The sequence below is a fragment of the Cedecea sp. B1(4) genome (assembly GCF_059414925.1).
This window is the reverse complement of the sequence record NZ_JCAHMZ010000002.1, coordinates 591,591-611,856: the sequence shown is the minus strand read 5'-3', so window position 1 is coordinate 611,856 and position 20,266 is coordinate 591,591. Positions and strand designations below refer to the sequence as shown.

Here is a 20,266-nt window from a genome sequence, read left to right as displayed (position 1 = left end):
ACTCAACTCCTTACTTGATACCTGAAAAACCAAAACTTCGCAGAAACTGCTTCTGGAAGGCGATAAAGGCGAGCATCAGCGGCAGGCAAACCATAATGGTCCCGGCGCTAATGGTGCCCCACTGGCCGCCGGATTCGGCGCCCATAGCAAACGAAACGAGCCCGACCGTCAGCACCTGTTTGTCCGGGTCGTTGAGCATCATTAGCGGCCACAGGTACTCGTTCCAGTGGTAGGTAATACTCACGGTGGCGAAAGCCAGCACCGACGGCCAGCACATCGGCAGCAGCACGCGGTAAAGCACCTGCCACCAGCGGCAGCCCTCCATCAGCGCGGCCTCCTCCAGCTCTTTCGGGATGGCGAGAAACGCCTGACGCATCAGGAACACGCCGAACGCGGAGGTGAAATACGGCATCATCACGCCGGTCAGCGTATTGAGCAGGCCCAGCGCTTTGAGCGTCATCATGTTCGGCACCATCATCACGACGGGCATGATCATCAGCTGCACCAGAAACAGCAGGAACAGAGTTTGCTTGCCGCGAAACTCATGGCAGGCAAAAACGTACCCGGCGGTGGTGATGGTGATGAGCTGCACGAAGAAAGTACCGAAGCTGAAAATCAGCGTATTGGCGTACAAACTGAGCCAGTCGGCGCTCTGCCACGCATCGCGGAAGTTATCCAGCGTGAGCGGAAAACGCGGCAATATTGAGGCCATGCCTTCCCCGAAGGTGCTGGCGCTAAAAGCCGATGAAAGCATCCAGATAAACGGACTAACCCACAGCAGCGCCAGGCAACACATCAGCACGGTGAGCGTCACGCCCTTTGATTTTCGCAGGCGCAACCACAGCGGCTGCGGTACGCTACGCGCGTTGACAACGGCCCCAGAAAACTCAACGCTCATGGTGGGCGCCCCTTTCCAGCAGTTTGAGGTTAACGAACGAGAAGACAAACAGCCCGGCCAGCGTCAGGAAGGTGGCGGCAGAGGCTTTGCCTAAATCATGGGTGTCCCAGGCGAGGCTCTGGATGTAATACAGCAGCACGGTGGTGGCGTTATCCGGCCCGCCGCGCGTCATCACCGCCACGTGGTCAATCTGCGTAATCGAGTAGATAAGCGCCGTGGTTATCACAAAGCTCAGCGTCGGGCGAAGCAGCGGTAAAGTGACTTTGAAGAATACCTGCGTGGAGCTTGCGCCTTCCATGATCGCCGCTTCACGCGCCGAGGCTGGCAGGCTTTGTAAGCCGGCGAGGAAGAACAGCATGTAATAGCCCGCGAACTTCCAGACACCAATCAGCGCCAGGGCGTACAGCGCGCTGTTGCTGCGGCCGAGCCAGTTGTTATTCATCGGCCCGAACAGCTTCGCCAGGTAGTAATCCAGCATCCCTATGCCCGGCATAAAGATGAACAGCCACAGCGCCGCTGCGCTGACCATGGGAATGATCATCGGGAAGAAAAACGCCGTCCGCAGCCAGCGGTTAACGCGATGATTTTCCCACAGCGCAACCGCCAGCAGCAGCGCGAGCGCCACGCCGGGGATCACGGTCAGCACGATATAGAACAGATTATTCACCAGCGATTTCCAGAAAACCGCGTCGGCAAAAAGGCGAACATAGTTACCTGCGCCCACATACGCGCCGGCCTCCCCCGCCAGACGCGTATCAAACAGGCTGTCGTACACCGAGCGGATCAGCGGGAACCAGGTAAAGAGCAGTAAAAAGATCAAAGATGGCGTGAGGATAAGCCACGGAAGCCAGGGACGTTTTGCCATTGTCTGCAAACCTGTCAGGGGTCAGAAGTCAGTCAGTATGGGAGGGGTTTATGGCAGAAACGTGACGGGGAAATGGCAGTTTTGCGCCAGATAAAACAGGCAGCGTCCCGGCTGAGGGATAACTGCCTGTCGTTCAAAGAGATTGTCTTTGCAGGGATATATTCTTTAACCGTGCAAAAATGCTACTGCATCTGTTCCAGACTGGCCTTTTTCGTTTTGCGGTTATAAAGACACAGTTCTTTGCCCGGCACCGGCTGGCTGTTCTTAAATTTGTAGTTGCCTGAAATCACCACCGCCGAGTAGCCGACCTCGTCGCTGAAGTCAGTGCGTTTACCTTGTATCTTTTTCTCCTGCAGGGCGCTGATGGCGAGACAGCTTTTTTGCACGTCTTTGTCCAACTGCTGCCAGGCCGCTTCCGAGGAAGCCAGGGAGCTAAAGGTCGTCAGTAAAACCGGAATTGCGGCGAGAGCATATCGCTTCTTCATGGACACCTCGAAAACAAACGGATAACGGGGTTTTCCCCCCTCAGGCGGATAATCTAAAACATTATCCGCCCGGAATTATCTGTATTGTAGCCAATGCCCTGCATCACTTGCCCAGCTTCGACAGCATCTCAGGCCGCATAAACTTATGGATGACCAGCATAAACAGCAGCGACGGTACCAGCAAAATCAGCGCGGTAATCGACGATACCTGGTAATTCCCGGACATGCTGGCGTTGTAAAGCAGCAGCGGCAACGTGGTGATATCCGGCGCGCCGACGAAAAAGGTGCCGGTAAACTCATCCAGCGATTCCAGGAACACGAAAATCCCGGCGGCCATGATCCCCGGCAAAGCCTGCGGCAGCACGATATGCCAGAAGGTAAACAGCGGCCCTGCCCCTAAATTACGGGACGCCCGCGCCTGCAGCGGGTCGACAGCCGAAAACGCGGCGACGCAAATCCAGACTGAATACATCAGGCCATGTACGCTGTGCACCAGCACCACGCCAGCCACCGTGCCGTTCAGCCCCCACTGATAGAAAAGCCGGGCGATGTTCATATACACCGTCAGGTTTGGAAACGCCTGCGGGATCAAAAACAGCAGCATAAACACCACCCGGAACGGCATCGCGCGACGGGAAAGCGCGTAGCCTGCGGGAACGGAAATCAGCAGGCAAACCAGCACCGACAGCACGGCAATAAACACGCTGGTCAGCAGCGAGCCGGACACATCGCTGTACGGACTAAACACCTGATACCAGTACTTTAATCCCCACTGGCTCGGCAAGACATGCGGATAAAACCAGCTTTCAGCCACCGTCCAGACCAGCAGGTTTAGCAGTGGGCCGAACATCGCAAACAGCATAAAAGCCAACAGCAGCCCCTGCAGCGGCAGGCCTAATCGGCCTTTTATCAGGCTCATGCTTCCCCTCCTTTCTGGCGCAGACTGTGGCGCAGATAAAACCAGGACAGCGCCCCGCAAATCAGCAGGGAAATCACGCCCAGCGCGTTAGCCACCGCATAATCGCTGTAGGAGTTAACGCGGAATGCCATGTCCACGGTCAGCATCGTTGGCGTTCCGGTGCCAATCATCAGCGGCACGGAAAGCACGGACATCATGGTCACCGTGGAAAGCACCAGCGCGACGCCAATGGCCGGTAACACCTGCGGCAAAATAATGTCGAACAGAATGCGACCGCGCGAAGCGCCCAGGTTTCTGGCCGCCAGCACCTGCGCAGGCTCCAGCGCCGCCATCGCCCCACAAATCAGCAAGGTGGCAAACGCCAGCTGTTTCCAGACAAAGGTAATGATGATCCCTTTCCAGCCGAGCCAGGAGATCGTGTCCAGTGGCTGCACCAGATCGCTGGCAACCAGCAGGTTATTCATCAGGCCGTTTTTGGCCAGAAACGTGCGCATCATCTGCGCGGCAACGATAAACGGAATAAACAGCGGCAGGCGGTAAAGCATGCCCAGCAACCGAACAACAGGGCGGCAGGAAGAAAGCGCGATCACCGCCGAGATCGTTATCGACAACGCGGCCAGCAGCGCAACCGACACCAGCACGATAAACACCGTGAACAGGATATCGTTGGAGTACAGCGTCAGGACTTTGGCGAAGTGCTGTAACGTCAGCGCCCCGGCATCAGAAGTAAAGGCGGCCACCAGAGAAAAGCCCAGCGGGTATAGAAACAGCACCATAATCATCAGCGCGGCGGGGCTCACCAGCAGCAGATAGTTTAACGAAACGCGCATAGCAAACCTTTGAACTTGAGCGTGGCACCCGACCTGAACCGGGCGCCAGGAAAGGATTAGTTAGACACCTGGCTTTCGTACCCTTCTTTGATGTCGTCAAAGTAAGGCGCTATCGGGAAACTTTTACCGTAATCGGCGAGCGCTTTCGGGGAAATCTCGGCAAACAATTTGCTCCAGGTTGCGTCATCCAGCTTCGGTTTGACGTACTGAGCGTCAATGCCCGGATACCAGTTGAACTGCTTCACGATCCCGTCGGCCTGCACTTCCGGGCTGGTTGCCAGCGCAATGAACTCGCGAGCCAGCTCAGGCTGTGCCGCTTTGGCCGGCGTGACGTAATACATCGGCTGCCCCGGCATGCCCGGTGAAAGCAAAGCGAGCTTGATGGACGGCGGCAGTTTGCCCTGATCTTTCCAGGTGTAGAACATATCCACCCAGACCGGCCCCATGGCGATTTCCCCGCGGGTCAGCATATCTAGCGTACCGGCGTTGCCCGGCGTAAAGGTCACGTTCTTATTAAACGCTTTCAGCTTTTCAAAAGCCTGCGACCAGTTTTTCTCTACGCTCTTATCGTAAGGCAAGGCGGATAAACGTTGGGCGTCGGTGCCGTAGGCGTAGATCCAGCCAACGACAAAACTGACGCCAGACATGCCGTTTTTAATGCCGTTGTAGCCGAACGCCTGCGGGTGTTTCGCCGCCCACGCAACCAGCTCGTCATAAGAGGCCGGTGGCGCTGTCATGGTTTCACTGTTCCAGGCGATAGCCGTCTGGCTCAGGAACATCGGCATCACATAGCCGTCCACGTTCACGCCCAGCGCATTTTTCGCGTTATCCGCGGAGACCATGTCGCCCGTTTTGATGTGCTGGCGGTATTTTTCCAGCAGCCCTTTTTCCACCAGCTCGCCGCCCGCTTTCTGGTGAACCACCGCCACGTCGATATCCCAGGTTTTGGCCCCGCTCTGCTGCTGAGCGCTCAGTTTTTCGATGATTTTATTCGAGCCTGCGTCCCCCGGCCCGGTGCCGACCACACGCACTTTCACCCCCGGATGCGCGGCCTCAAACTTTGGCCCCAGCCAGGTTTTGACGTAATCCACCATATTCTGGTCACCGGCGGTGGCCACGTTTAAAACGGTTTCTGCCTGTACGCCATAACTTAAAAACAGCGCCGTGACGGCGGCAAGTCTGGTTTTAGTAAACATAATTACCCCTCAGAAAAATAGACTGGTTCAAGCTGTGTGGGACGAACTAAAAATATGCAGGGCTGACTCAGGCACATGCAGCCTGACTTGTGTATTCAACGGCAAATTATCAACGGAATCGGCATGGAAAAGACGCTGCCGGCAGCGAATGGCGTAGCGATAGTTGTGGCCAATAAAAGCATTTTGCTCAACCACCCCTTCAAGCGTTAATCCCCCCTCCGGGAAAGATTTATTTAATGATGAAAGCGCGGCATCCGAACTTCTGAAATAGATTTCCTGGTCGCCGCTATTATTTAGCGAGGCCAGGCCCAGGGTATTTATTTCTTCCGCCGTAATACGGTTATCGGCTCCCATAAAATCAGCTACGAAGGGCGTGGCGGGCTTTTGATAAATCTCTTCCGGGGTGCCGGTTTGCTCGATTTGGCCGTTATTCAGCACCACAATGCGGTCGGCCATCACCAGCGCTTCCTGCTGGTCGTGGGTGACGATCACCGAGGTGAAGCCCAGCTTTTTCTGCAGTTGCTTGATTTCGTGGCGCACGTTCAGCCGGACTTTGGCATCCAGGTTCGACAGTGGCTCATCCAGCACCAGTACGTCTGGCTCGATGGCCAGCGCGCGCGCCAGGGCCACGCGCTGCCGCTGCCCGCCGGAAAGTTCGGTGATTTTAGCCCCGGCAAGGCCGGTCAGGTTCACCATCTGTAATAGCTCAAGCACTCTGGCCTGAATCACGTCCCGCCGCCACTTGCGTAGCTTCAGGCCATAACCAATATTTTGTTCCACCGTTAAATGCGGCCACAGCGCATAGCTTTGAAATACCATGGTGATATTTCGCTGCTCCGGCGGGCTTTGGGTAATATTATTCCCGGCCACAACAATGCGGCCCTGCTTAACAGGAATAAACCCACATAACGCGTTCAATAACGTTGTTTTCCCGCAGCCGGATGGGCCCAGCAATGCAATCATCTCGCCTTTCTTCACGGCAAGATTAATTTCTTTTAGCACCACCTTTTCGCCGTAACTAATTTGCAGGTGCGCCATTTCCAGGTAGCTCATAACGGTATCCGACATGTTTGTTTACGTCTTTTTTGCTCTGAATGAACACGTGTTCATTTCGTTGTAAAAAAAATGAAACGCCGCTCAGAGATGATGTGAGCCTACTGTGGCGTGTCTTTGTGACACTTTAATTAACCGCGATAAATTTTTAGCGAGGGGCAATGAAAATCGACGTGCTTGGCTGCGGCAGCGCTTTCTCCCGCTGGCAAAATACTTCCGCGCTGCGGATTGTTGATGACGAAAACCGGCAATGGCTTATCGACTGCGGCCCCACCATTCCCCGTGCACTGTGGCAGCGCGGCGGCGGCATAAACGACATCGACGTGCTGTTTTTCACCCACGTGCATCCCGACCACTGCTCTGGGTTAACGGCGCTGCTCAATCACTGGAAGAGTTTTGCCCGCCAAAAGCCGCTGGTGATCTACTGCCAGCCGGCACAGCGCGAAGTGTTGATGCAGCTGGCCTCGCTCGCCAACTGGCCAGAACCTTCGCTCTGCTTCCCCATCGAATGGCGCGACAGCGAAGCTGATTTTCACTGGCATCACTGGCGGATTCGCACCGCCCCAACCCGCCATGAAATGGCCAACCTGGCGCTGCGCGTGGATATTCGGGAATATGCGTTGTTCTATAGCGGCGACGGACGGCCCACCGAAGCTTCCATCGCGCTGATGGCCGGCGTGGACCTGGCGTTTCAGGAGTGCGCCTCGCTGTCTGAACTGGCGGAGGACGCCTCCCACGGCGACTTCCCCGGCTGCCTGACACTGTTTACATCGCTGGGGCTGCCGTCGCTGGGGTTATACCACTGCAACGATGCCATTTTGCCCGCGCTGAAGCTGGCCTGCCGCCCTCACGCCGGGCTGTTCGTCAGCCAGGACGGGCTGCAGTACGACTTCCATCAGCAGCGGTTTTACACTGAGGATTATTTGCCTTGAGTTCGTCGATGCATAAACAAAGCGTGACCGCCGAAGATGTGGCCCGCCGGGCGGGCGTTTCGCGCGCCGTGGTTTCTCGCGCGCTGAGCAACAACGGCAGTATTTCTCCCGCCACGCGGGAACGTGTGCTGCAGGTTGCCAAAGAGCTTGGCTATCAGGTCAATTTTCTTGCCCAAGGCCTTAACCGCCGCCGCAGTCATCTGATTGGCGTCATCGTGTCGCGCATCAACGATCCGTTTCGCAGCAGCCTGCTTGACGGCCTTCTCAGCGAAATTCAGCGCAACGGCTTTCAGGCTCTGGTGACGGAGATCCGCTCTGAGCAGGAGCTTGCGGAAACGCTGCGGCACTTCACTCAGTTTCGCGTCTCCGGCGTCATCGTCACCTCCGGCAAGCCTCCCGAAGCGCTGGTGAACGAGTGCGTGCAGCAGCATATTCCGGTGGTTGGCATCAACCGCCAGCCCGACATTCCCGGCGTGGATTACGTCTGCTCGGATAACGCCGCCGGGGCGGTGCTCGCCGCCGAACAGCTGGTCAACAGCGGATGCAAACTTTTTGGCTGGCTCAACAATCACTCTTCTACCTGGGCCGGCAGAATGCGCGGCGAAGCGTTCCGCCAGGCGCTGATCGAACGTGGTATAAACGTTGAGCAAAACCTTGCTTCGCTACTTTGTGAAGAGGAAGGCTATGAAGGCGGCTGGCAGGCCGCAGCGGCCGTAACGCAGATCCCCGACGGTATTTTCTGCGCCAACGCTCAGCTGGCGTGTGGCTTTCTTGACGGGATGCGCCAGCGCGGCAAATATGCTCCACAGGATTTTCAGCTGATCGGCTTCGACAACACGCCACAAACGGCGCAGTACAGCTACCGGCTCACGACCCTTAACCAGGACGTGGCGGAAATCTCCCGGCTGGCGCTGGCTCACCTGCTGGAGCGCGCCCGTACGCCTGCACAGCCTTCACGCACCAGTTGGGTGAAGGTCAACCTGATTCATCGACACACGTCAATTTCCCTTACTTAAGAGCAAAACATGACCGAACAACAGCTACAGGCGTTATGCACGTTAATCCGCGAAGCCGGCGCCCGTGCCCAGGCGCTGCGCGATGCAGGCTTAAGCGTGGAAAAAAAAGGCCGCCAGGATTTTGTCTCACAGGCGGACATTCTGGTTGAGCAGGAGATTAAAAGCTGGCTGCAGACGCATTGCCCGCAGGACGGTTTTCTGGGGGAAGAAAGCGGCCTGGAGGAAGGCGAACGCGGCGTCTGGGTGCTCGATCCGGTTGATGGCACCACTAACTTTATTCTTGGCATGGACTATTGGTGCGTCTCCCTCGCTTACGTCAGGCAGAACGTGATTGAGCTGGGGATTATCTACGCCCCCGACCGCGATGAGTTCTTTTTTGCCCGCCACGGCGCGGGCGCATTCCTGAACGGCAAACCGCTCAAGCTTCACGATCCGTCCCCGGAAGGCGTGGTCATCGGCCTGGGCCGTTCCAGCCGCGCGCCGGTTCCACTTTATGCGCGCACTATAGAAGATGTGCTGAACGACGGCATGGAGTACCGGCGTTTTGGCGCAGGTGCGCTGATGCTGGCGCACGTTGCCGCGGGCCAGGTCCACGCCTACTACGAGGAGCATATGAACAGCTGGGACGCGCTGGCCGGGCTGCTGCTGATCACCGAGGCGGGCGGCAGCAGCACTGCATTTCTCGCCAACGGCGGCCTGTTGCAAGGTAATCTGGTACTGGCCGGCTGCATCAGCGTGCAGGAAAGGCTGGCCGCCTTGCTGGATGGCGAAATGAATTGATTAAGCCCTCTGCAACTCCGCTAATTCTGAAGTAGTGCAACGTTCTCATGGGGTACCCAACCCCATTCCCCTTCAGATGTCTCTGCCCAGTACCAGCCGTTCAAAGAGCGCTTGACGGTAAGTCTCTCATCCACGTTTACCGTCAGTTCGTGTGCAGTGTAGTCTTCCAGACAGACCGCTTCATGCGGCCCCGACAGGATAAAGATTTGCTGCGGCGCCCAGCCTGACTTGCCGGATGAGAGCGTGACCCACACCCAGCCGCGCCACTCGAGATCGCTATGGCTAATGGCGACGGTTTCATGACGTTTGATCTGAATGGGATTCGGGAAAGCTGAGAGATAATTCTGGGTAACAATCACTACGCTATTCACAATACGGCCTCCTTTGCTCAGTGAACAGCTAAAGCCTGGCATAACGCTGGTGACTGCGAAAGTCACCTTTGTGCCCTTCGGGCTAAATCGCCCTGAAGGACAAAAAAGTTAGCATTCAGTGCTCAATAACAAAGTCTTCGTCATTGGTGCGCCAGCGCAGCGGCGGGGACAGGCTGTAATTTCCTTCTCTGAGAAAGCGGCGCTGTTCAAGCTCAACTCGCGATGTATCCTCGTGGGCTTTTTCTTCCCGCATAATTGTCACCCGGGCATCTAAAAACGCGTTCAGCCAGGCTTTTTCGTTGCCGCCCTGCGCGGGCGTTTTAGCGACTTTTTTTGCCGCCGCGCGTATGCCCCCAAACGCTTCTCGCTGGTTACCCGGCCCATGCATCACCAGCGCATCGTAATAGATAAACTGCCCGAGCGTGCTCAGCCCGTCTTCTTTCGCTTGCTCGACGGCGGGCTCCAGATACTGCTCAGTCAGAATTTCATCCTGTGCGGCCCTGAAGGCAGGATCGCTGACGGCACTTTTCCAGGCGCGGACAAAATCAGGGTCAAGTCCGGTATGGGCGCTGCTTTCTTCTTCCGCGAGCGTTTTCAAGGCTGGCAGATACTTCGCAAGCGGGTTGGCCGCCCGCTTTGACGTGTAGCGCTCCACAACGTCGAGCATATCGCCATTGGCGGAAGTAAAACCGATCAGACCAGCGGTATAGCCGCGATCGTCGTCGATATCTTCTATATAGGCATACTGTTTTCGCCAGTCCAGCGAAGCGTTTTCCGCGCTGGACACCAGTTGCATGGCGATCTCGCTTTTGGCGGGGGACAACAGATCCACGGCAAAAGCCTGGGACGCCAGGCAGAATCCAATCAGTAAAAATACGCCAAACTTCGGTGACAGCATCTTGTTCCCCTAAAAGAGCATTCGCGATATAGACTGGAAAGTGTCGAATTAGTTCTCAGTCAAACTGTTATCCCTTTTTCGTGCCCCTCTGTTTCTACATCCCAGACGTGGCGCGGCCTACAATCGAGCCGAATAATTTGCTATGCGGAGTTCTGCATGTTCGGTTTAGACGCTTTTCACCTGGCGAGGATTCAGTTTGCTTTCACTGTCTCCTTCCACATTATTTTCCCGGCCATCACCATTGGGCTTGCCAGCTATCTCGCGGTACTTGAGGGGCTCTGGCTTAAGTCTAAAAACCCGGTTTACCGCTCGCTATACCACTTCTGGTCGAAGATTTTTGCCGTTAACTTTGGCATGGGCGTGGTCTCCGGGCTGGTCATGGCCTACCAGTTCGGCACCAACTGGAGCGGGTTCTCGCAGTTTGCCGGCAGCATCACCGGCCCGCTGCTGACCTACGAAGTGCTGACCGCTTTCTTCCTTGAAGCCGGTTTTCTGGGCGTGATGCTGTTCGGCTGGAACCGCGTTGGCCCGGGCCTGCACTTCTTCGCCACCTGTATGGTGGCGCTCGGGACAATCATTTCCACTTTCTGGATCCTCGCCTCAAACAGCTGGATGCAAACCCCGCAGGGCTTTGAGATCCACAACGGGCAGGTCGTCCCGGTGGACTGGTTAGCGGTGGTCTTTAACCCGTCATTCCCTTATCGCCTGCTGCATATGTCCGTGGCGGCGTTCCTCAGCAGCGCCTTCTTTGTTGGGGCCTCCGCCGCCTGGCACCTGCTGCGCGGCAATAACACGCCAGCCATTCGCACCATGTTTTCAATGGCCCTGTGGATGGCGGTGATTGTCGCCCCCCTTCAGGCAATGATCGGCGACATGCACGGCCTGAATACGCTCCAGCATCAGCCGGCTAAAATCGCCGCCATTGAGGGACACTGGGAAAACCGTCCCGGCGAGCCGACGCCGCTGCTGCTGTTCGGTTTGCCGGATATGGACCAGGAGCGCACCCGCTTTGGCCTGGAAATCCCGGCACTCGGCAGCCTGATCCTCACCCACAGTCTGGAAAAACAGGTGCCTGCCCTGAAAGAGTTTCCGAAAGAGGACCGCCCTAACTCGCCAATTGTCTTTTGGTCGTTCCGCGTGATGGCGGGCTTAGGCATGCTGATGATCCTGCTCGGCGTCGCCAGCCTGTGGCTTCGCTACCGCGACAGGCTGTTTGAGAGCCGCCCGTTCCTGCGCTTTGCGCTGTGGATGGGGCCATCGGGGCTGATTGCTATTCTGGCCGGGTGGATTACGACGGAGGTTGGCCGCCAGCCGTGGGTCGTGTATGGCCTGCTGCGCACCAAAGATGCCGTGTCTGCCCACGGTACGCTGCAAATGAGCGTCAGCCTGGCCGCTTTCTTTGTGGTGTACATGTCGGTGTTTGGCGTCGGCTACGGCTACATGATTCGGCTCATCAAAAAAGGCCCGCAGCCGTTCGACGACCATCCGGCACAAGGCACCCCATCCCGCCCGCTGTCTGCGGTCGCTGAATCACTCGAGGAGACGCGCTAATGGGCATCGATTTATCCGTTATTTGGTTTGTGATTATCGTCTTCGCCACCCTGATGTATATCGTGATGGACGGTTTCGATCTGGGGATTGGCATTCTGTTTCCGTTTATTCGCGACGCTGAAGACCGCGATGTGATGGTCAACAGCGTGGCACCGGTCTGGGACGGGAACGAAACCTGGCTGGTGCTGGGCGGGGCTGCCCTGTTTGGTGCCTTCCCGCTGGCGTATGCGGTTATCGTCGATGCCCTGACTATTCCGCTCACGCTGATGCTGGTGGGGCTGATTTTTCGCGGCGTCGCCTTCGAGTTCCGCTTTAAGGCCACGCCGGCGCACCGCCCTTTCTGGGACAACGCGTTTCTGGGGGGATCGATTCTGGCAACTTTTTGCCAGGGTATCGCCGTCGGAGCCGTTATCTCCGGCTTTTCAGTCAGCGGGCGGCATTTCGCCGGTAGCCAGCTTGACTGGTTGACGCCGTTCAACCTTTTCTGCGGCCTGGGTCTGGTCATAGCCTACGCTTTACTGGGTGCCACCTGGCTGGTGATGAAAAGCGAAGATCCGCTGCAAAGAAGAATGCGGAGCCTGACCCCGGCATTGCTGCTGGCGCTTTTGACCGTGATAGCTGTGATCAGCCTCTGGACGCCGCTTCGCCACGCGAATATTGCCGAGCGTTGGTTCTCCCTGCCAAATCTGCTGTTCCTGCTGCCGGTCCCGCTGCTTGTCGTGCTCTTCAGCCTGTGGCTCTGGCGCAGCGTGCGGGCAACCGACAGCCTGCACGCCACGCCGTTTGTGCTGACGCTGGGGCTGGTTTTTCTGGGCTTTAGCGGGCTGGGCATCAGCATCTGGCCAAACATCATTCCGCCGGACATCACGCTGTGGCAGGCCGCTGCGCCACCGCAAAGCCAGGGCTTTATGCTGGTTGGGGCGCTGTTTATTATTCCGATAATCCTGGTTTACACCTTCTGGAGCTATTACGTATTTCGCGGGAAGGTGCAACCTGGCGAGGGCTACCACTAATGAAAGAGACTGCTAAACGTGTCATGTGGATGGTTATTCTATGGAGCGTCAGCGTATTTGCGCTGGCCGCAGTGGGGATGGGATTTCGCCTGCTGATGACCGCCGCAGGCTTTAAATCTTAATTCGCTGAGCCGTACGTCGTGGGAAGGAATATGTTCAGTCCTTCCCCGTTAATTCATCCTGAATCCATGGTGAAGAAATTGATTTTCTTTAAAACTGTGCTAATTCTTTAATGCGTTAATGAGGAAAAACAGTTAACCATTTCAATGAGACATTCAGAGGATGACAAAGATGAAATATATGCTACCCGCTTTGGCTTTAACGCTGTTGGTTTCATCACCTGTTTTTGCGGCAAAACAAATTACTCATGAAGAATCATCTGGTTATACAAAAATCGGCGACCTTTCACTGGAGCAAGATGGCACCCCGACCGTCGGGCATAAGGATTTATCCAAAGAGGTAAATCAAAAATGTGAAGCGTCCAACGTGAAGCCTGCCGACTGCTTTTATGTGATAATCGCCGCCACCGGCGACGAGTCTAATCATAAAAACATTAATATCGAAGTCTTTAAGAAATAAATAACCAGACGGCCCTTAATACAGGGCCGTCATTCATTTTTATTTTACATCTGTTTTCACACTGGCCTGCGGCACATTACGATATTGTAATATTCCGCTGGCAACATCTAAATAACGTAGCGAGAAATACACTCTGTCCTGCCCCGCTGCGGGTTTGATCGACATTAAGCGCTTCTGCTCGGCGGTTGCAACAGGCTCGGCGCTAAAGTGAGCGGTATTTTTATCCTGACGGAAAAGTTCGATAACCTCACCGCTGCTTTGCGTTTGCCGGTACAGCGCTCGCGCAGCAGGCGTTAACACGCCCGTCCCGGCCCCGTCCTGCACCCAGATTTTCACCCCGCTGTGGCTCAAGGTGGTCACCCATTTTTGGTAGCCATCCGGCGACATATTGCCGGCAAAGAAGCTGCTGACGGCAACCGGTTTATCGGCCACCGAGACCAGAGACTCATGGGTTTTTGTCAGCCATGCCAGCGCGGCCTGCTGCATATCCGGGCTTCGCCAGCGGCGGTCGTCCAGCTCGCTGCTGATGTACCAGCCCGCAATGTTTTCAGCCCCGAGCACCTGCGTCCAGCGCGTGGCAACCGCCACGTCCCGGGCGCGCAGCAGGTTAAAATAACTTTCAAGCGCAGTGAGCGGCTGATTTTGCCGTTCGAAGAATCTATCGTCCGCGGCCAGGCCCAGCACCAGCTTCAGTCCGCTGCTTTTGACCAGACGCGCCTTTCCTTCCAGCCAGTGTTGCGACTCCCCGCCGGCAAAGGCGTCCCCATAGCGGCTCCACTGAAAGACCAGAGTATCAATGCCCTGTTGCTTCAGCTGCGCCAGCATCGTGGTCCACTGCTGGTCGGTCATCGACATATCACGCAGCTGGGGCTGATACATTACCGCGTTAATGGCAAAGGAAGACGCCGGGCAAAACAGCACGGCCGCCAGCGTTAATGCCGGAGTAAATTTCATTACCAACGCACTCCTATGGTAAGGAACAGACTGTTTTTGGAATCTATATCGCGGTTGCGGCCGTCGAATACCCGCTGGTATTCCAGCCCCACGCTCGCCTTGTGGGGATAAGCATCATAATGTGTTTCGCCAAACCAGGTGTTATAGCGAACGCCTACGCCGCCGAGCCTGTTATCCGTACTGCGTGAATGCCGCGTCTGGTTGTTGTACTGCACATGCCAGTAAGGTTCGATCGTGTGTCGCTCCGAAACCTTGTGGTGCCAGCTTTGGCGGTAATCGGCCGTGTACAGCTGATAGTCGTATTTCACGAAATGCGCCGCGTCCAGATAGAGGTTCTGCGCAAACCAGCCTTTACCCAGCGGGTGCCAGTCATCGCTGTACTCCCCGCCGTTCAGGAACGAGGCGCTGGCTCGCAGCATCATATCCGTCCGGGCATCGTCTGCCTTATCGAGAGGAAGCTGCTGCTCCACCGCCAGATAAATAACCTGCTCACGCAATGGCTTCCAGCGAACGCCCATTCCCACCATCGGCTGATAGATAGGCGCGATATTGCTGTGCCCTGCGCTGCCGCCAAACAGTCGGGTATAAACCGAAAGCTGATCGCCATCCAGAATTTGATTCTGACCAATGCGGTATTCAGCTTCAGCCTGGCCATAACTACGGTTGCTTTTATCTCGTGAGACGCCGCCGCCTGCGCCCGCTTCATTTTTAGAGGCGGAAGTCAGGCCCAGCGAACTGTCAAAGGAGAACGTCCAGCGCCGCTGGCTATCTTCGTGCACGCGGCGGAAGGCGAAGCGCTCTTTTTGCTGCGCGTCGGTTAAGCCTTTAGACGGGGTCAGCGTGTTGTCGATATCATCCACAACGCGCTCGCTGTAGCGTTTGGTTTGCGGCTTGTCATCCAGCCGCTGGTTGATATAAACCATCTGTCGCAGGATTTCCGGCGAGTCAGGCATGGTTTGCAACGCTTGCTCCAGCTCGCTGCGCGCGCCGGGCATATCTCCCGCTTTAAACAGCGCAAAACCGCGAGTGGCGTGATCCTGCTCCGGCGGGGTCTCAAAGTTCAGCTCCGGCATAGCTCGCTGCCAGGCCACCTGTCGCCAGTAGTCAAGCGCGGCGCTGTCTTTCACCAGCCAGGCGCTGCGCGCTGCGGCACGGATGTCTTCATCGCTAAGCGTTTTAACCGGCACGCTCCGCAGGCTACTTTGCGCCAGCGCGTAGTCTTCTACGGCAAACGCCAGATAAGCCACCTGCCGCGCGTAGTAAGGATTAGCATCGCGGGATTGAGCCTGCTGGGCGGCATACAGCGCCATTCCCGGCGAGGTTTGCTGGTAGCATTCCGCGAGGTGCGACCAGCTCTGCGCATCGTACTGCGACGACATGTCGCCCAGGATGGTGATGACTTTATCGCACTGGTCTTTAAGCACGCGCGCCTGAGCCATACGAATTTCAGCGGCGGAGAGCGGTTTTGGCTTCACAATCGGCAGCGTTGCCTCTGGTAGCTTCAGCCCGCCCCACGTCACCATCAGATAGCGCCAGTTATGTTTCTCACTGTCCGTATCAAAGGCAGGCTTGTGGCTGGACAGGTAATTTTCCAGTTCGGGATGTTTCTTGCGCGCCGCCAGGGACTGAGCGTAGGCCAGCTGCATACCCGGTGTGTTCATGACGCCCTGTTGCTGGAGATCCAATATACGGCGGTCGCGCCCAAGATGAAGCAGGATGGCAAACCACTGCTGATACTGCTCTTCGCTCAGCGTTGCCAGCCTGTCCTGGAGGGCAAAACCGCGATCGGCTGTTTGCCATTCCTGCAGATAAATAGCGCGCTGAGTCAGGTTGTGAATCAGCGTGTGACCCGCAGGCGAGGTGCGAAACGCATCGTCATTAAACTGCTGCAGCGCGATATCCAGTGCCCCAAGCTTAACGGCAAAGTTACCCACTTCGGCGCGGCATACCACGGAAGGAGAAGCGTTGCATTCATCGTTAAACGCCAGCAGTTGCTCACGCGTTGTCACATTTTTAGCTGGACGGGGAATCGCGTCCAGCGCCTGACGGACCTGTGCGTTGTCGGGCGTTTTGCGCAGTTGCTCATTCAGCAGCGCGATTGCTTTATCGTCATGGTGAAAATGGCGATACGTTTCGGCAAGCCAGAGCGTCAGTCGGACGCTGTCCGGGGCCAGCTCGCGGGCGTGCTGAAAACTGCTGATGGCGCGCTGTTCATCGTTGGCTTTCAGCGCCTTTTGCGCACGCTCAATATGCGGATACACCTTGAAGTAGCGGTAATCGCTTAACCCCAGATCCTCTTTCGAACCTTCGGTTGCCGCCAGAGAATACCCAGCGATCATCAGGCCACAGGTTAAAATGGCTAACGGTTTAAGGCTGAACTTCATGCTATTTCTCCTGCAAGGCTGGAGATTTGCAGGCTGCTTAACCCGGCTTTATGCATCAGCCCACTTAAAGAAGGCTGGAGTATTTTCTGCTGTTCCAGCGCGTGATCGACCGCGTGTTGGTCGACAACTTGTTCCTGCACCAGGAAATCACCAAACTGCATTTCACTGCGTTCATAGCGCAGCAGTACTGCTTTCAGTACCGCCTCATCCAGGTGACTTTCCGTAATCAGCACTTCGGCAAACAAAATTTGCCCGGAGACATATTCCTGCCAGATAGCCTCGGCCTGAGCCGAAGTTAACATTTCCGCATTGACCGCTCTGGTGAGCAGTTCCGACGGGTCGTTTTCTGACTGGAGATACCAGCGACGTAGCCCCACCACAACTTCACCTCGCGGCACGATAACGTAACTTACTGGGCGCTGAACTTTGCGCCCCAGCGCAGCAAGAGAGACGGGGTCAATGGCACTTTCGCTGGCAAAAATCAGCGTTCCCTGCTCCACGCGTAGCGGAAGCACCGCGTAGTGCAGCGCCACATTTGCCGGCACAGATTTAACCAGCGCCTCATCTAAACGACGGCTGTCGATGATTTCCATCGGCACGCTTGCCTGTTCCGCCAGAGCATTCGCTAGCTGTTGGGCCGTAATCACCCCGCGATTAACGAGGCTACCCCCAAGTTTGAGGCCAGGTACTCTGTTTTGCAGCGCTTCCATCAGTTGCTCTTCGCTGATAACGCCCTGGCTAACCAGAATTTCACCCAGCGGACGAAGAGCACGGTTGCGGGTGTTGACTGTCGGGAAGTCATGAGTTGTTTTATCCCAGGCAACGCGCCTCGGATCACCATGCTGGATCACCTGACGAATTGCACGCCAGTTGGCCATAAAGTTGATTAAGTTACCCCAGAACAGGCGTGGAATGGACATCAGTCCCTGCCCTAAGCCGTAGTAGCCGGTGACGAAAATAATTCGCTGTAAAATTCGGTTGGCCATCAGGAAAAAGTTTATCCACAGCAGAGTGCTGAGCCATGCGCCGCCGACAAAGATCGACAGGAACTGCCAGGCGCCTTCTACGCTGCGCTGATAAATTAACAGCGCCACCAGCTGCAGCATCACCAGCATGGCGGCAAAACTCAGGAAGTTAGCCACGGCACCTTTCCGGTCGCGCCACAGGAAGTAGTTAAGTACCCAGTTGTTGCTCCAGCGATGCGTCTTAAATCCCTGAAAAACGATACCAATAATCCAGCGGGACTTTTGGCGTACCGCCGTTGTGTAGGTATCAGGGAAGTATTCACGCACGCAGATCACTTTAGCGGTGCGTTTGCGCTGGCCGAACGGCCTTGCGGAACGATCGGTGTCATCCACCACCGGGAAACGACAGAATATCTCCTCCATACCCTTTTGCCGCAGGCGGAAACCGATGTCATAGTCTTCGGTCAGACTTTGCACATCAAAGGCGATACCGTCACCATCGGCAAGCAGCGCCAGCACCGCGCGGCGACTGAAGCAGGTGCCGACGCCAGCGCTTGGCACCTGGCCTGCCAGCGCCTCACGCACCGGGACATCCTTGCCGTGGAGCTCGGAGAACTCGTCGAGATAGCTCAGGCTGGTGAAATGGGTCCAGCTCCGCTCGAAGGGGTAAACCGGGATCTGAATCAGATCTTTACGGTCAACGAGGTAGTTGAACAGCCGCAGCTCCATCGGGGAGATAACATCTTCTGCATCGTGCAGAATAAACCCTGAAAAGGAGAACCGGGCGTTACGCTCAAACTGCAAAATCGCATCAAGGATATTATTCAGGCAGTCGGCTTTACTGGTTGGGCCTGGGCGGGCACAAACCACTTTGTGCACGTTAGGGAAACGGGCACACACCTCATCGACGTCGCGCTGCGTGTCAGGGTCGTTGGGGTATGTACCGACAAAAATATGGTAATTCTCGTAGTCGAGCGTGCTTGCTGCAAGGCTCGCCATATTGCCAATAACGCCGGTTTCATTCCAGGCCGGTACCATAATAGCAAGCGGCTTTTCCTGTGGTTCATACAGCTGCTTATAGCCTAAATGATTATGCCGGCGATAAACGGTACAGGCGCGCCAAAGGCGGCGGACCCAGAATACAATATCAATAAACAGATCGTCGATTCCGCTGATAAGCATCAGAATCGCCAACCCAATCGCTATGACCTTCAACCCATACAGATAAGTAGAAAAATAGTCTACTAACCAGTCCATGCCTCACCCCGAGGTTATTTATCGTTAACGACACTACACGACATCGCAGGCATACGGTCAGCCTAAAATGTTACCGGTATCATAGTTGATAAGAAAAATCTTACAAAGGATAATATTTTGCTATTTTCTTTCCTAAACATTAAAGACACCACTCATTAACCATATAACCAGCGCAAGATTCTTTAATTAACAAATTAAACAGTTCATAAACATTCATCAGGATGAATACGCCTTTTTACTTATCCGTCTTTCGAAAAATACGGCACCAGGTCAGAATAGCGCCCGCAACCGCCGTCTCTCACTGGATACACCGACATGACCTACAGCTGGCTTATTCTCGCAATCGTTGCCGAAGTGATTGCTACCACCGCGTTAAAACTTTCCGATGGTTTCAGCCGCCTGTGGCCAAGCGTCGTCACGATTCTTTTTTATGCTGTCGCATTTTACGCGCTATCTATTACCATGCGCACTATCCCAACCGGGATCATTTATGCCATCTGGTCCGGCGCCGGCATCGTGCTCATTGGTATGATTGGCTGGCTTTTCCTCGGGCAAAAACTCGACTGGCCTGCGCTGGCAGGGATGGCGCTGATTATACTCGGTGTGCTGGTTATTAACCTCTTTTCTAAATCCGTTGCACACTAACGAGCGCCGTCCGGGCTGTATTATCACGGCAGCCCGGGTCTGTTAGTTTTGCTCGGCCACCATAATGGCCATCGTGTCCGGCTCCAGCGCCCGAAAAATATGTGACTGATCTGCCGGATAGCAAATATAGTCCCCGACGCCCAGCTCCGCGGCAGACTCCGTCAGGCCGACCAGAGCCCGCCCCTGCGTCACAATCATATGCTCCACCGAACCCGGTGGATGCGGCTCTGAAAGCCTTGGCGTTCCGGGCTGCGCTTCGATCAGATAGATATCCCGACGCACGCCTGGCGGACAGGTTGCCAGCAAAATAGCGACATAATTAGCCTGTTCGGCGGCAATGCGGCTGCCCTCTCCCCGGCGAATAATCTGCGTTCTGGCACTCTGCGGCTCCAGCAGCGTGGCGAACGGAATATTTAACGCCACGCACAGCGCCCAGAGCGTCTCCAGGCTAGGATTACCGTTCCCGGCTTCCAGTTGTGAAAGCGTGGATTTCGCAATCCCGGCCCTGCGGGCGACTTCCGCCAGCGACAGCCCCGTCCGCCCGCGTTCACGCACCAAACTTTTTGCGATGGTGTCTATTGGCTGGGTCATAAAACTCCCCCACTGTTCGTTAAAATGAACGATTCGTTCGCTTGATATGGTAACAGATTACGGTCATTATAATGGCGATTTCGT

General features: G+C 55.8%; 21 protein-coding genes. 8 read left to right on the top strand and 13 right to left on the bottom strand.

Annotation, left to right across the window (positions count from 1 at the left end; all coding sequences use genetic code 11):
- Nucleotides 1-10 precede the first annotated feature (10 nt).
- The 7 genes from ACR6JA_RS06230 to ACR6JA_RS06200 form a co-directional block, all read right to left on the bottom strand.
- Complete coding sequence (locus ACR6JA_RS06230; RefSeq protein WP_213714408.1) at nucleotides 11-898, bottom strand: carbohydrate ABC transporter permease; 888 nt, start codon at nucleotides 896-898, stop codon at nucleotides 11-13.
- Nucleotides 888-1,763: a carbohydrate ABC transporter permease gene (locus ACR6JA_RS06225; protein ID WP_494493094.1), complete on the bottom strand. Its 876-nt coding sequence runs from the start codon at nucleotides 1,761-1,763 to the stop codon at nucleotides 888-890. The genes ACR6JA_RS06230 and ACR6JA_RS06225 overlap by 11 nt, the downstream gene beginning before the upstream one ends.
- Nucleotides 1,764-1,945: 182 nt before the next feature.
- Nucleotides 1,946-2,248: a hypothetical protein gene (locus ACR6JA_RS06220; protein ID WP_213714412.1), complete on the bottom strand. Its 303-nt coding sequence runs from the start codon at nucleotides 2,246-2,248 to the stop codon at nucleotides 1,946-1,948.
- A 103-nt stretch (nucleotides 2,249-2,351) separates the two neighbouring features.
- Nucleotides 2,352-3,167, bottom strand: a complete 816-nt coding sequence (locus ACR6JA_RS06215) for an ABC transporter permease (protein WP_494493093.1) — start codon at nucleotides 3,165-3,167, stop codon at nucleotides 2,352-2,354.
- Nucleotides 3,164-3,997, bottom strand: a complete 834-nt coding sequence (locus ACR6JA_RS06210) for an ABC transporter permease (RefSeq protein ID WP_213714415.1) — start codon at nucleotides 3,995-3,997, stop codon at nucleotides 3,164-3,166. The genes ACR6JA_RS06215 and ACR6JA_RS06210 overlap by 4 nt, the downstream gene beginning before the upstream one ends.
- Nucleotides 3,998-4,053: 56 nt before the next feature.
- Nucleotides 4,054-5,193 (bottom strand): ABC transporter substrate-binding protein, encoded by a 1,140-nt coding sequence (locus ACR6JA_RS06205; protein ID WP_494493092.1) that lies wholly within the window; start codon nucleotides 5,191-5,193, stop codon nucleotides 4,054-4,056.
- A 27-nt stretch (nucleotides 5,194-5,220) separates the two neighbouring features.
- Nucleotides 5,221-6,246: an ABC transporter ATP-binding protein gene (locus ACR6JA_RS06200; RefSeq protein ID WP_213714591.1), complete on the bottom strand. Its 1,026-nt coding sequence runs from the start codon at nucleotides 6,244-6,246 to the stop codon at nucleotides 5,221-5,223.
- Nucleotides 6,247-6,407: 161 nt separating this feature from the next.
- Here ACR6JA_RS06200 and ACR6JA_RS06195 point away from each other — a divergent pair, with 161 nt between their 5' ends.
- The 3 genes from ACR6JA_RS06195 to ACR6JA_RS06185 are packed head-to-tail and all read left to right on the top strand — an operon-like array spanning nucleotide 6,408 to nucleotide 8,974.
- Nucleotides 6,408-7,178 carry an MBL fold metallo-hydrolase gene (locus ACR6JA_RS06195; protein WP_494493091.1) on the top strand — a complete coding sequence of 257 codons (771 nt, stop codon included), beginning with the start codon at nucleotides 6,408-6,410 and terminating at the stop codon, nucleotides 7,176-7,178.
- An 8-nt stretch (nucleotides 7,179-7,186) separates the two neighbouring features.
- A complete protein-coding gene (locus ACR6JA_RS06190) occupies nucleotides 7,187-8,194 on the top strand; it encodes a LacI family DNA-binding transcriptional regulator (protein WP_494493090.1) in 1,008 nt (335 codons plus the stop codon).
- A gap of 9 nt (nucleotides 8,195-8,203) precedes the next feature.
- A complete protein-coding gene (locus tag ACR6JA_RS06185) occupies nucleotides 8,204-8,974 on the top strand; it encodes an inositol monophosphatase family protein (protein ID WP_494493089.1) in 771 nt (256 codons plus the stop codon).
- Between the two features lie 20 nt (nucleotides 8,975-8,994).
- Here the strand turns inward: ACR6JA_RS06185 and ACR6JA_RS06180 are convergent, their stop codons facing one another.
- Complete coding sequence (locus tag ACR6JA_RS06180; protein ID WP_494493088.1) at nucleotides 8,995-9,411, bottom strand: SH3 domain-containing protein; 417 nt, start codon at nucleotides 9,409-9,411, stop codon at nucleotides 8,995-8,997.
- A 49-nt stretch (nucleotides 9,412-9,460) separates the two neighbouring features.
- Nucleotides 9,461-10,243: a chitosanase gene (locus tag ACR6JA_RS06175; RefSeq protein WP_213714428.1), complete on the bottom strand. Its 783-nt coding sequence runs from the start codon at nucleotides 10,241-10,243 to the stop codon at nucleotides 9,461-9,463.
- 156 nt (nucleotides 10,244-10,399) lie between these two features.
- Here ACR6JA_RS06175 and ACR6JA_RS06170 point away from each other — a divergent pair, with 156 nt between their 5' ends.
- The 4 genes from ACR6JA_RS06170 to ACR6JA_RS06155 all read left to right on the top strand — a co-directional run bounded on the left by ACR6JA_RS06170 (nucleotide 10,400) and on the right by ACR6JA_RS06155 (nucleotide 13,386).
- A complete protein-coding gene (locus ACR6JA_RS06170) occupies nucleotides 10,400-11,794 on the top strand; it encodes a cytochrome ubiquinol oxidase subunit I (protein WP_494493087.1) in 1,395 nt (464 codons plus the stop codon).
- A complete protein-coding gene (cydB, locus tag ACR6JA_RS06165) occupies nucleotides 11,794-12,807 on the top strand; it encodes a cytochrome d ubiquinol oxidase subunit II (RefSeq protein ID WP_494493086.1) in 1,014 nt (337 codons plus the stop codon). Before ACR6JA_RS06170 ends, cydB begins: the two co-directional genes overlap by 1 nt.
- Nucleotides 12,807-12,929: a DUF2474 domain-containing protein gene (locus tag ACR6JA_RS06160; RefSeq protein WP_008461441.1), complete on the top strand. Its 123-nt coding sequence runs from the start codon at nucleotides 12,807-12,809 to the stop codon at nucleotides 12,927-12,929. Before cydB ends, ACR6JA_RS06160 begins: the two co-directional genes overlap by 1 nt.
- A gap of 169 nt (nucleotides 12,930-13,098) precedes the next feature.
- Nucleotides 13,099-13,386, top strand: coding sequence for a YdgH/BhsA/McbA family protein (locus ACR6JA_RS06155; protein ID WP_213714434.1), 288 nt, complete (start codon nucleotides 13,099-13,101; stop codon nucleotides 13,384-13,386).
- Nucleotides 13,387-13,425: 39 nt separating this feature from the next.
- Here the strand turns inward: ACR6JA_RS06155 and ACR6JA_RS06150 are convergent, their stop codons facing one another.
- From ACR6JA_RS06150 to nfrB, 3 genes are read right to left on the bottom strand one after another with little or no spacing between them, the layout of a single operon-like run.
- Nucleotides 13,426-14,340 carry a DUF4434 domain-containing protein gene (locus ACR6JA_RS06150; protein WP_494493085.1) on the bottom strand — a complete coding sequence of 305 codons (915 nt, stop codon included), beginning with the start codon at nucleotides 14,338-14,340 and terminating at the stop codon, nucleotides 13,426-13,428.
- Complete coding sequence (locus ACR6JA_RS06145) at nucleotides 14,340-16,724, bottom strand: NfrA family protein (protein ID WP_494493084.1); 2,385 nt, start codon at nucleotides 16,722-16,724, stop codon at nucleotides 14,340-14,342. Before ACR6JA_RS06145 ends, ACR6JA_RS06150 begins: the two co-directional genes overlap by 1 nt.
- The gene (gene nfrB / locus ACR6JA_RS06140) at nucleotides 16,721-18,946 is read right to left on the bottom strand and encodes a cyclic di-3',5'-guanylate-activated glycosyltransferase NfrB (RefSeq protein WP_213714441.1); all 2,226 of its coding nucleotides are present in this window, start codon (nucleotides 18,944-18,946) and stop codon (nucleotides 16,721-16,723) included. Before nfrB ends, ACR6JA_RS06145 begins: the two co-directional genes overlap by 4 nt.
- A gap of 315 nt (nucleotides 18,947-19,261) precedes the next feature.
- Here nfrB and ACR6JA_RS06135 point away from each other — a divergent pair, with 315 nt between their 5' ends.
- Complete coding sequence (locus ACR6JA_RS06135) at nucleotides 19,262-19,591, top strand: SMR family transporter (protein WP_008461433.1); 330 nt, start codon at nucleotides 19,262-19,264, stop codon at nucleotides 19,589-19,591.
- A 42-nt stretch (nucleotides 19,592-19,633) separates the two neighbouring features.
- On the opposite strand, the gene ACR6JA_RS06130 is transcribed toward ACR6JA_RS06135, so the two are convergent.
- Nucleotides 19,634-20,182 (bottom strand): helix-turn-helix domain-containing protein, encoded by a 549-nt coding sequence (locus tag ACR6JA_RS06130; RefSeq protein WP_494493083.1) that lies wholly within the window; start codon nucleotides 20,180-20,182, stop codon nucleotides 19,634-19,636.
- Nucleotides 20,183-20,266: the final 84 nt, after the last annotated feature.

Excerpts from the sequence above, each read along its gene's own strand:
- ACR6JA_RS06230 (WP_213714408.1), bottom strand. The coding sequence starts at position 898 with ATGAGCGTTGAGTTTTCTGGGGCCGTTGTCAACGCGCGTAGCGTACCG.
- ACR6JA_RS06225 (WP_494493094.1), bottom strand. The coding sequence starts at position 1,763 with ATGGCAAAACGTCCCTGGCTTCCGTGGCTTATCCTCACGCCATCTTTG.
- ACR6JA_RS06220 (WP_213714412.1), bottom strand. The coding sequence starts at position 2,248 with ATGAAGAAGCGATATGCTCTCGCCGCAATTCCGGTTTTACTGACGACC.
- ACR6JA_RS06215 (WP_494493093.1), bottom strand. The coding sequence starts at position 3,167 with ATGAGCCTGATAAAAGGCCGATTAGGCCTGCCGCTGCAGGGGCTGCTG.
- ACR6JA_RS06210 (WP_213714415.1), bottom strand. The coding sequence starts at position 3,997 with ATGCGCGTTTCGTTAAACTATCTGCTGCTGGTGAGCCCCGCCGCGCTG.
- ACR6JA_RS06205 (WP_494493092.1), bottom strand. The coding sequence starts at position 5,193 with ATGTTTACTAAAACCAGACTTGCCGCCGTCACGGCGCTGTTTTTAAGT.
- ACR6JA_RS06200 (WP_213714591.1), bottom strand. The coding sequence starts at position 6,246 with ATGAGCTACCTGGAAATGGCGCACCTGCAAATTAGTTACGGCGAAAAG.
- ACR6JA_RS06195 (WP_494493091.1), top strand. The coding sequence starts at position 6,408 with ATGAAAATCGACGTGCTTGGCTGCGGCAGCGCTTTCTCCCGCTGGCAA.
- ACR6JA_RS06190 (WP_494493090.1), top strand. The coding sequence starts at position 7,187 with ATGCATAAACAAAGCGTGACCGCCGAAGATGTGGCCCGCCGGGCGGGC.
- ACR6JA_RS06185 (WP_494493089.1), top strand. The coding sequence starts at position 8,204 with ATGACCGAACAACAGCTACAGGCGTTATGCACGTTAATCCGCGAAGCC.
- ACR6JA_RS06175 (WP_213714428.1), bottom strand. The coding sequence starts at position 10,243 with ATGCTGTCACCGAAGTTTGGCGTATTTTTACTGATTGGATTCTGCCTG.
- ACR6JA_RS06170 (WP_494493087.1), top strand. The coding sequence starts at position 10,400 with ATGTTCGGTTTAGACGCTTTTCACCTGGCGAGGATTCAGTTTGCTTTC.
- cydB (WP_494493086.1), top strand. The coding sequence starts at position 11,794 with ATGGGCATCGATTTATCCGTTATTTGGTTTGTGATTATCGTCTTCGCC.
- ACR6JA_RS06160 (WP_008461441.1), top strand. The coding sequence starts at position 12,807 with ATGAAAGAGACTGCTAAACGTGTCATGTGGATGGTTATTCTATGGAGC.
- ACR6JA_RS06155 (WP_213714434.1), top strand. The coding sequence starts at position 13,099 with ATGAAATATATGCTACCCGCTTTGGCTTTAACGCTGTTGGTTTCATCA.
- ACR6JA_RS06150 (WP_494493085.1), bottom strand. The coding sequence starts at position 14,340 with ATGAAATTTACTCCGGCATTAACGCTGGCGGCCGTGCTGTTTTGCCCG.
- ACR6JA_RS06145 (WP_494493084.1), bottom strand. The coding sequence starts at position 16,724 with ATGAAGTTCAGCCTTAAACCGTTAGCCATTTTAACCTGTGGCCTGATG.
- nfrB (WP_213714441.1), bottom strand. The coding sequence starts at position 18,946 with ATGGACTGGTTAGTAGACTATTTTTCTACTTATCTGTATGGGTTGAAG.
- ACR6JA_RS06135 (WP_008461433.1), top strand. The coding sequence starts at position 19,262 with ATGACCTACAGCTGGCTTATTCTCGCAATCGTTGCCGAAGTGATTGCT.
- ACR6JA_RS06130 (WP_494493083.1), bottom strand. The coding sequence starts at position 20,182 with ATGACCCAGCCAATAGACACCATCGCAAAAAGTTTGGTGCGTGAACGC.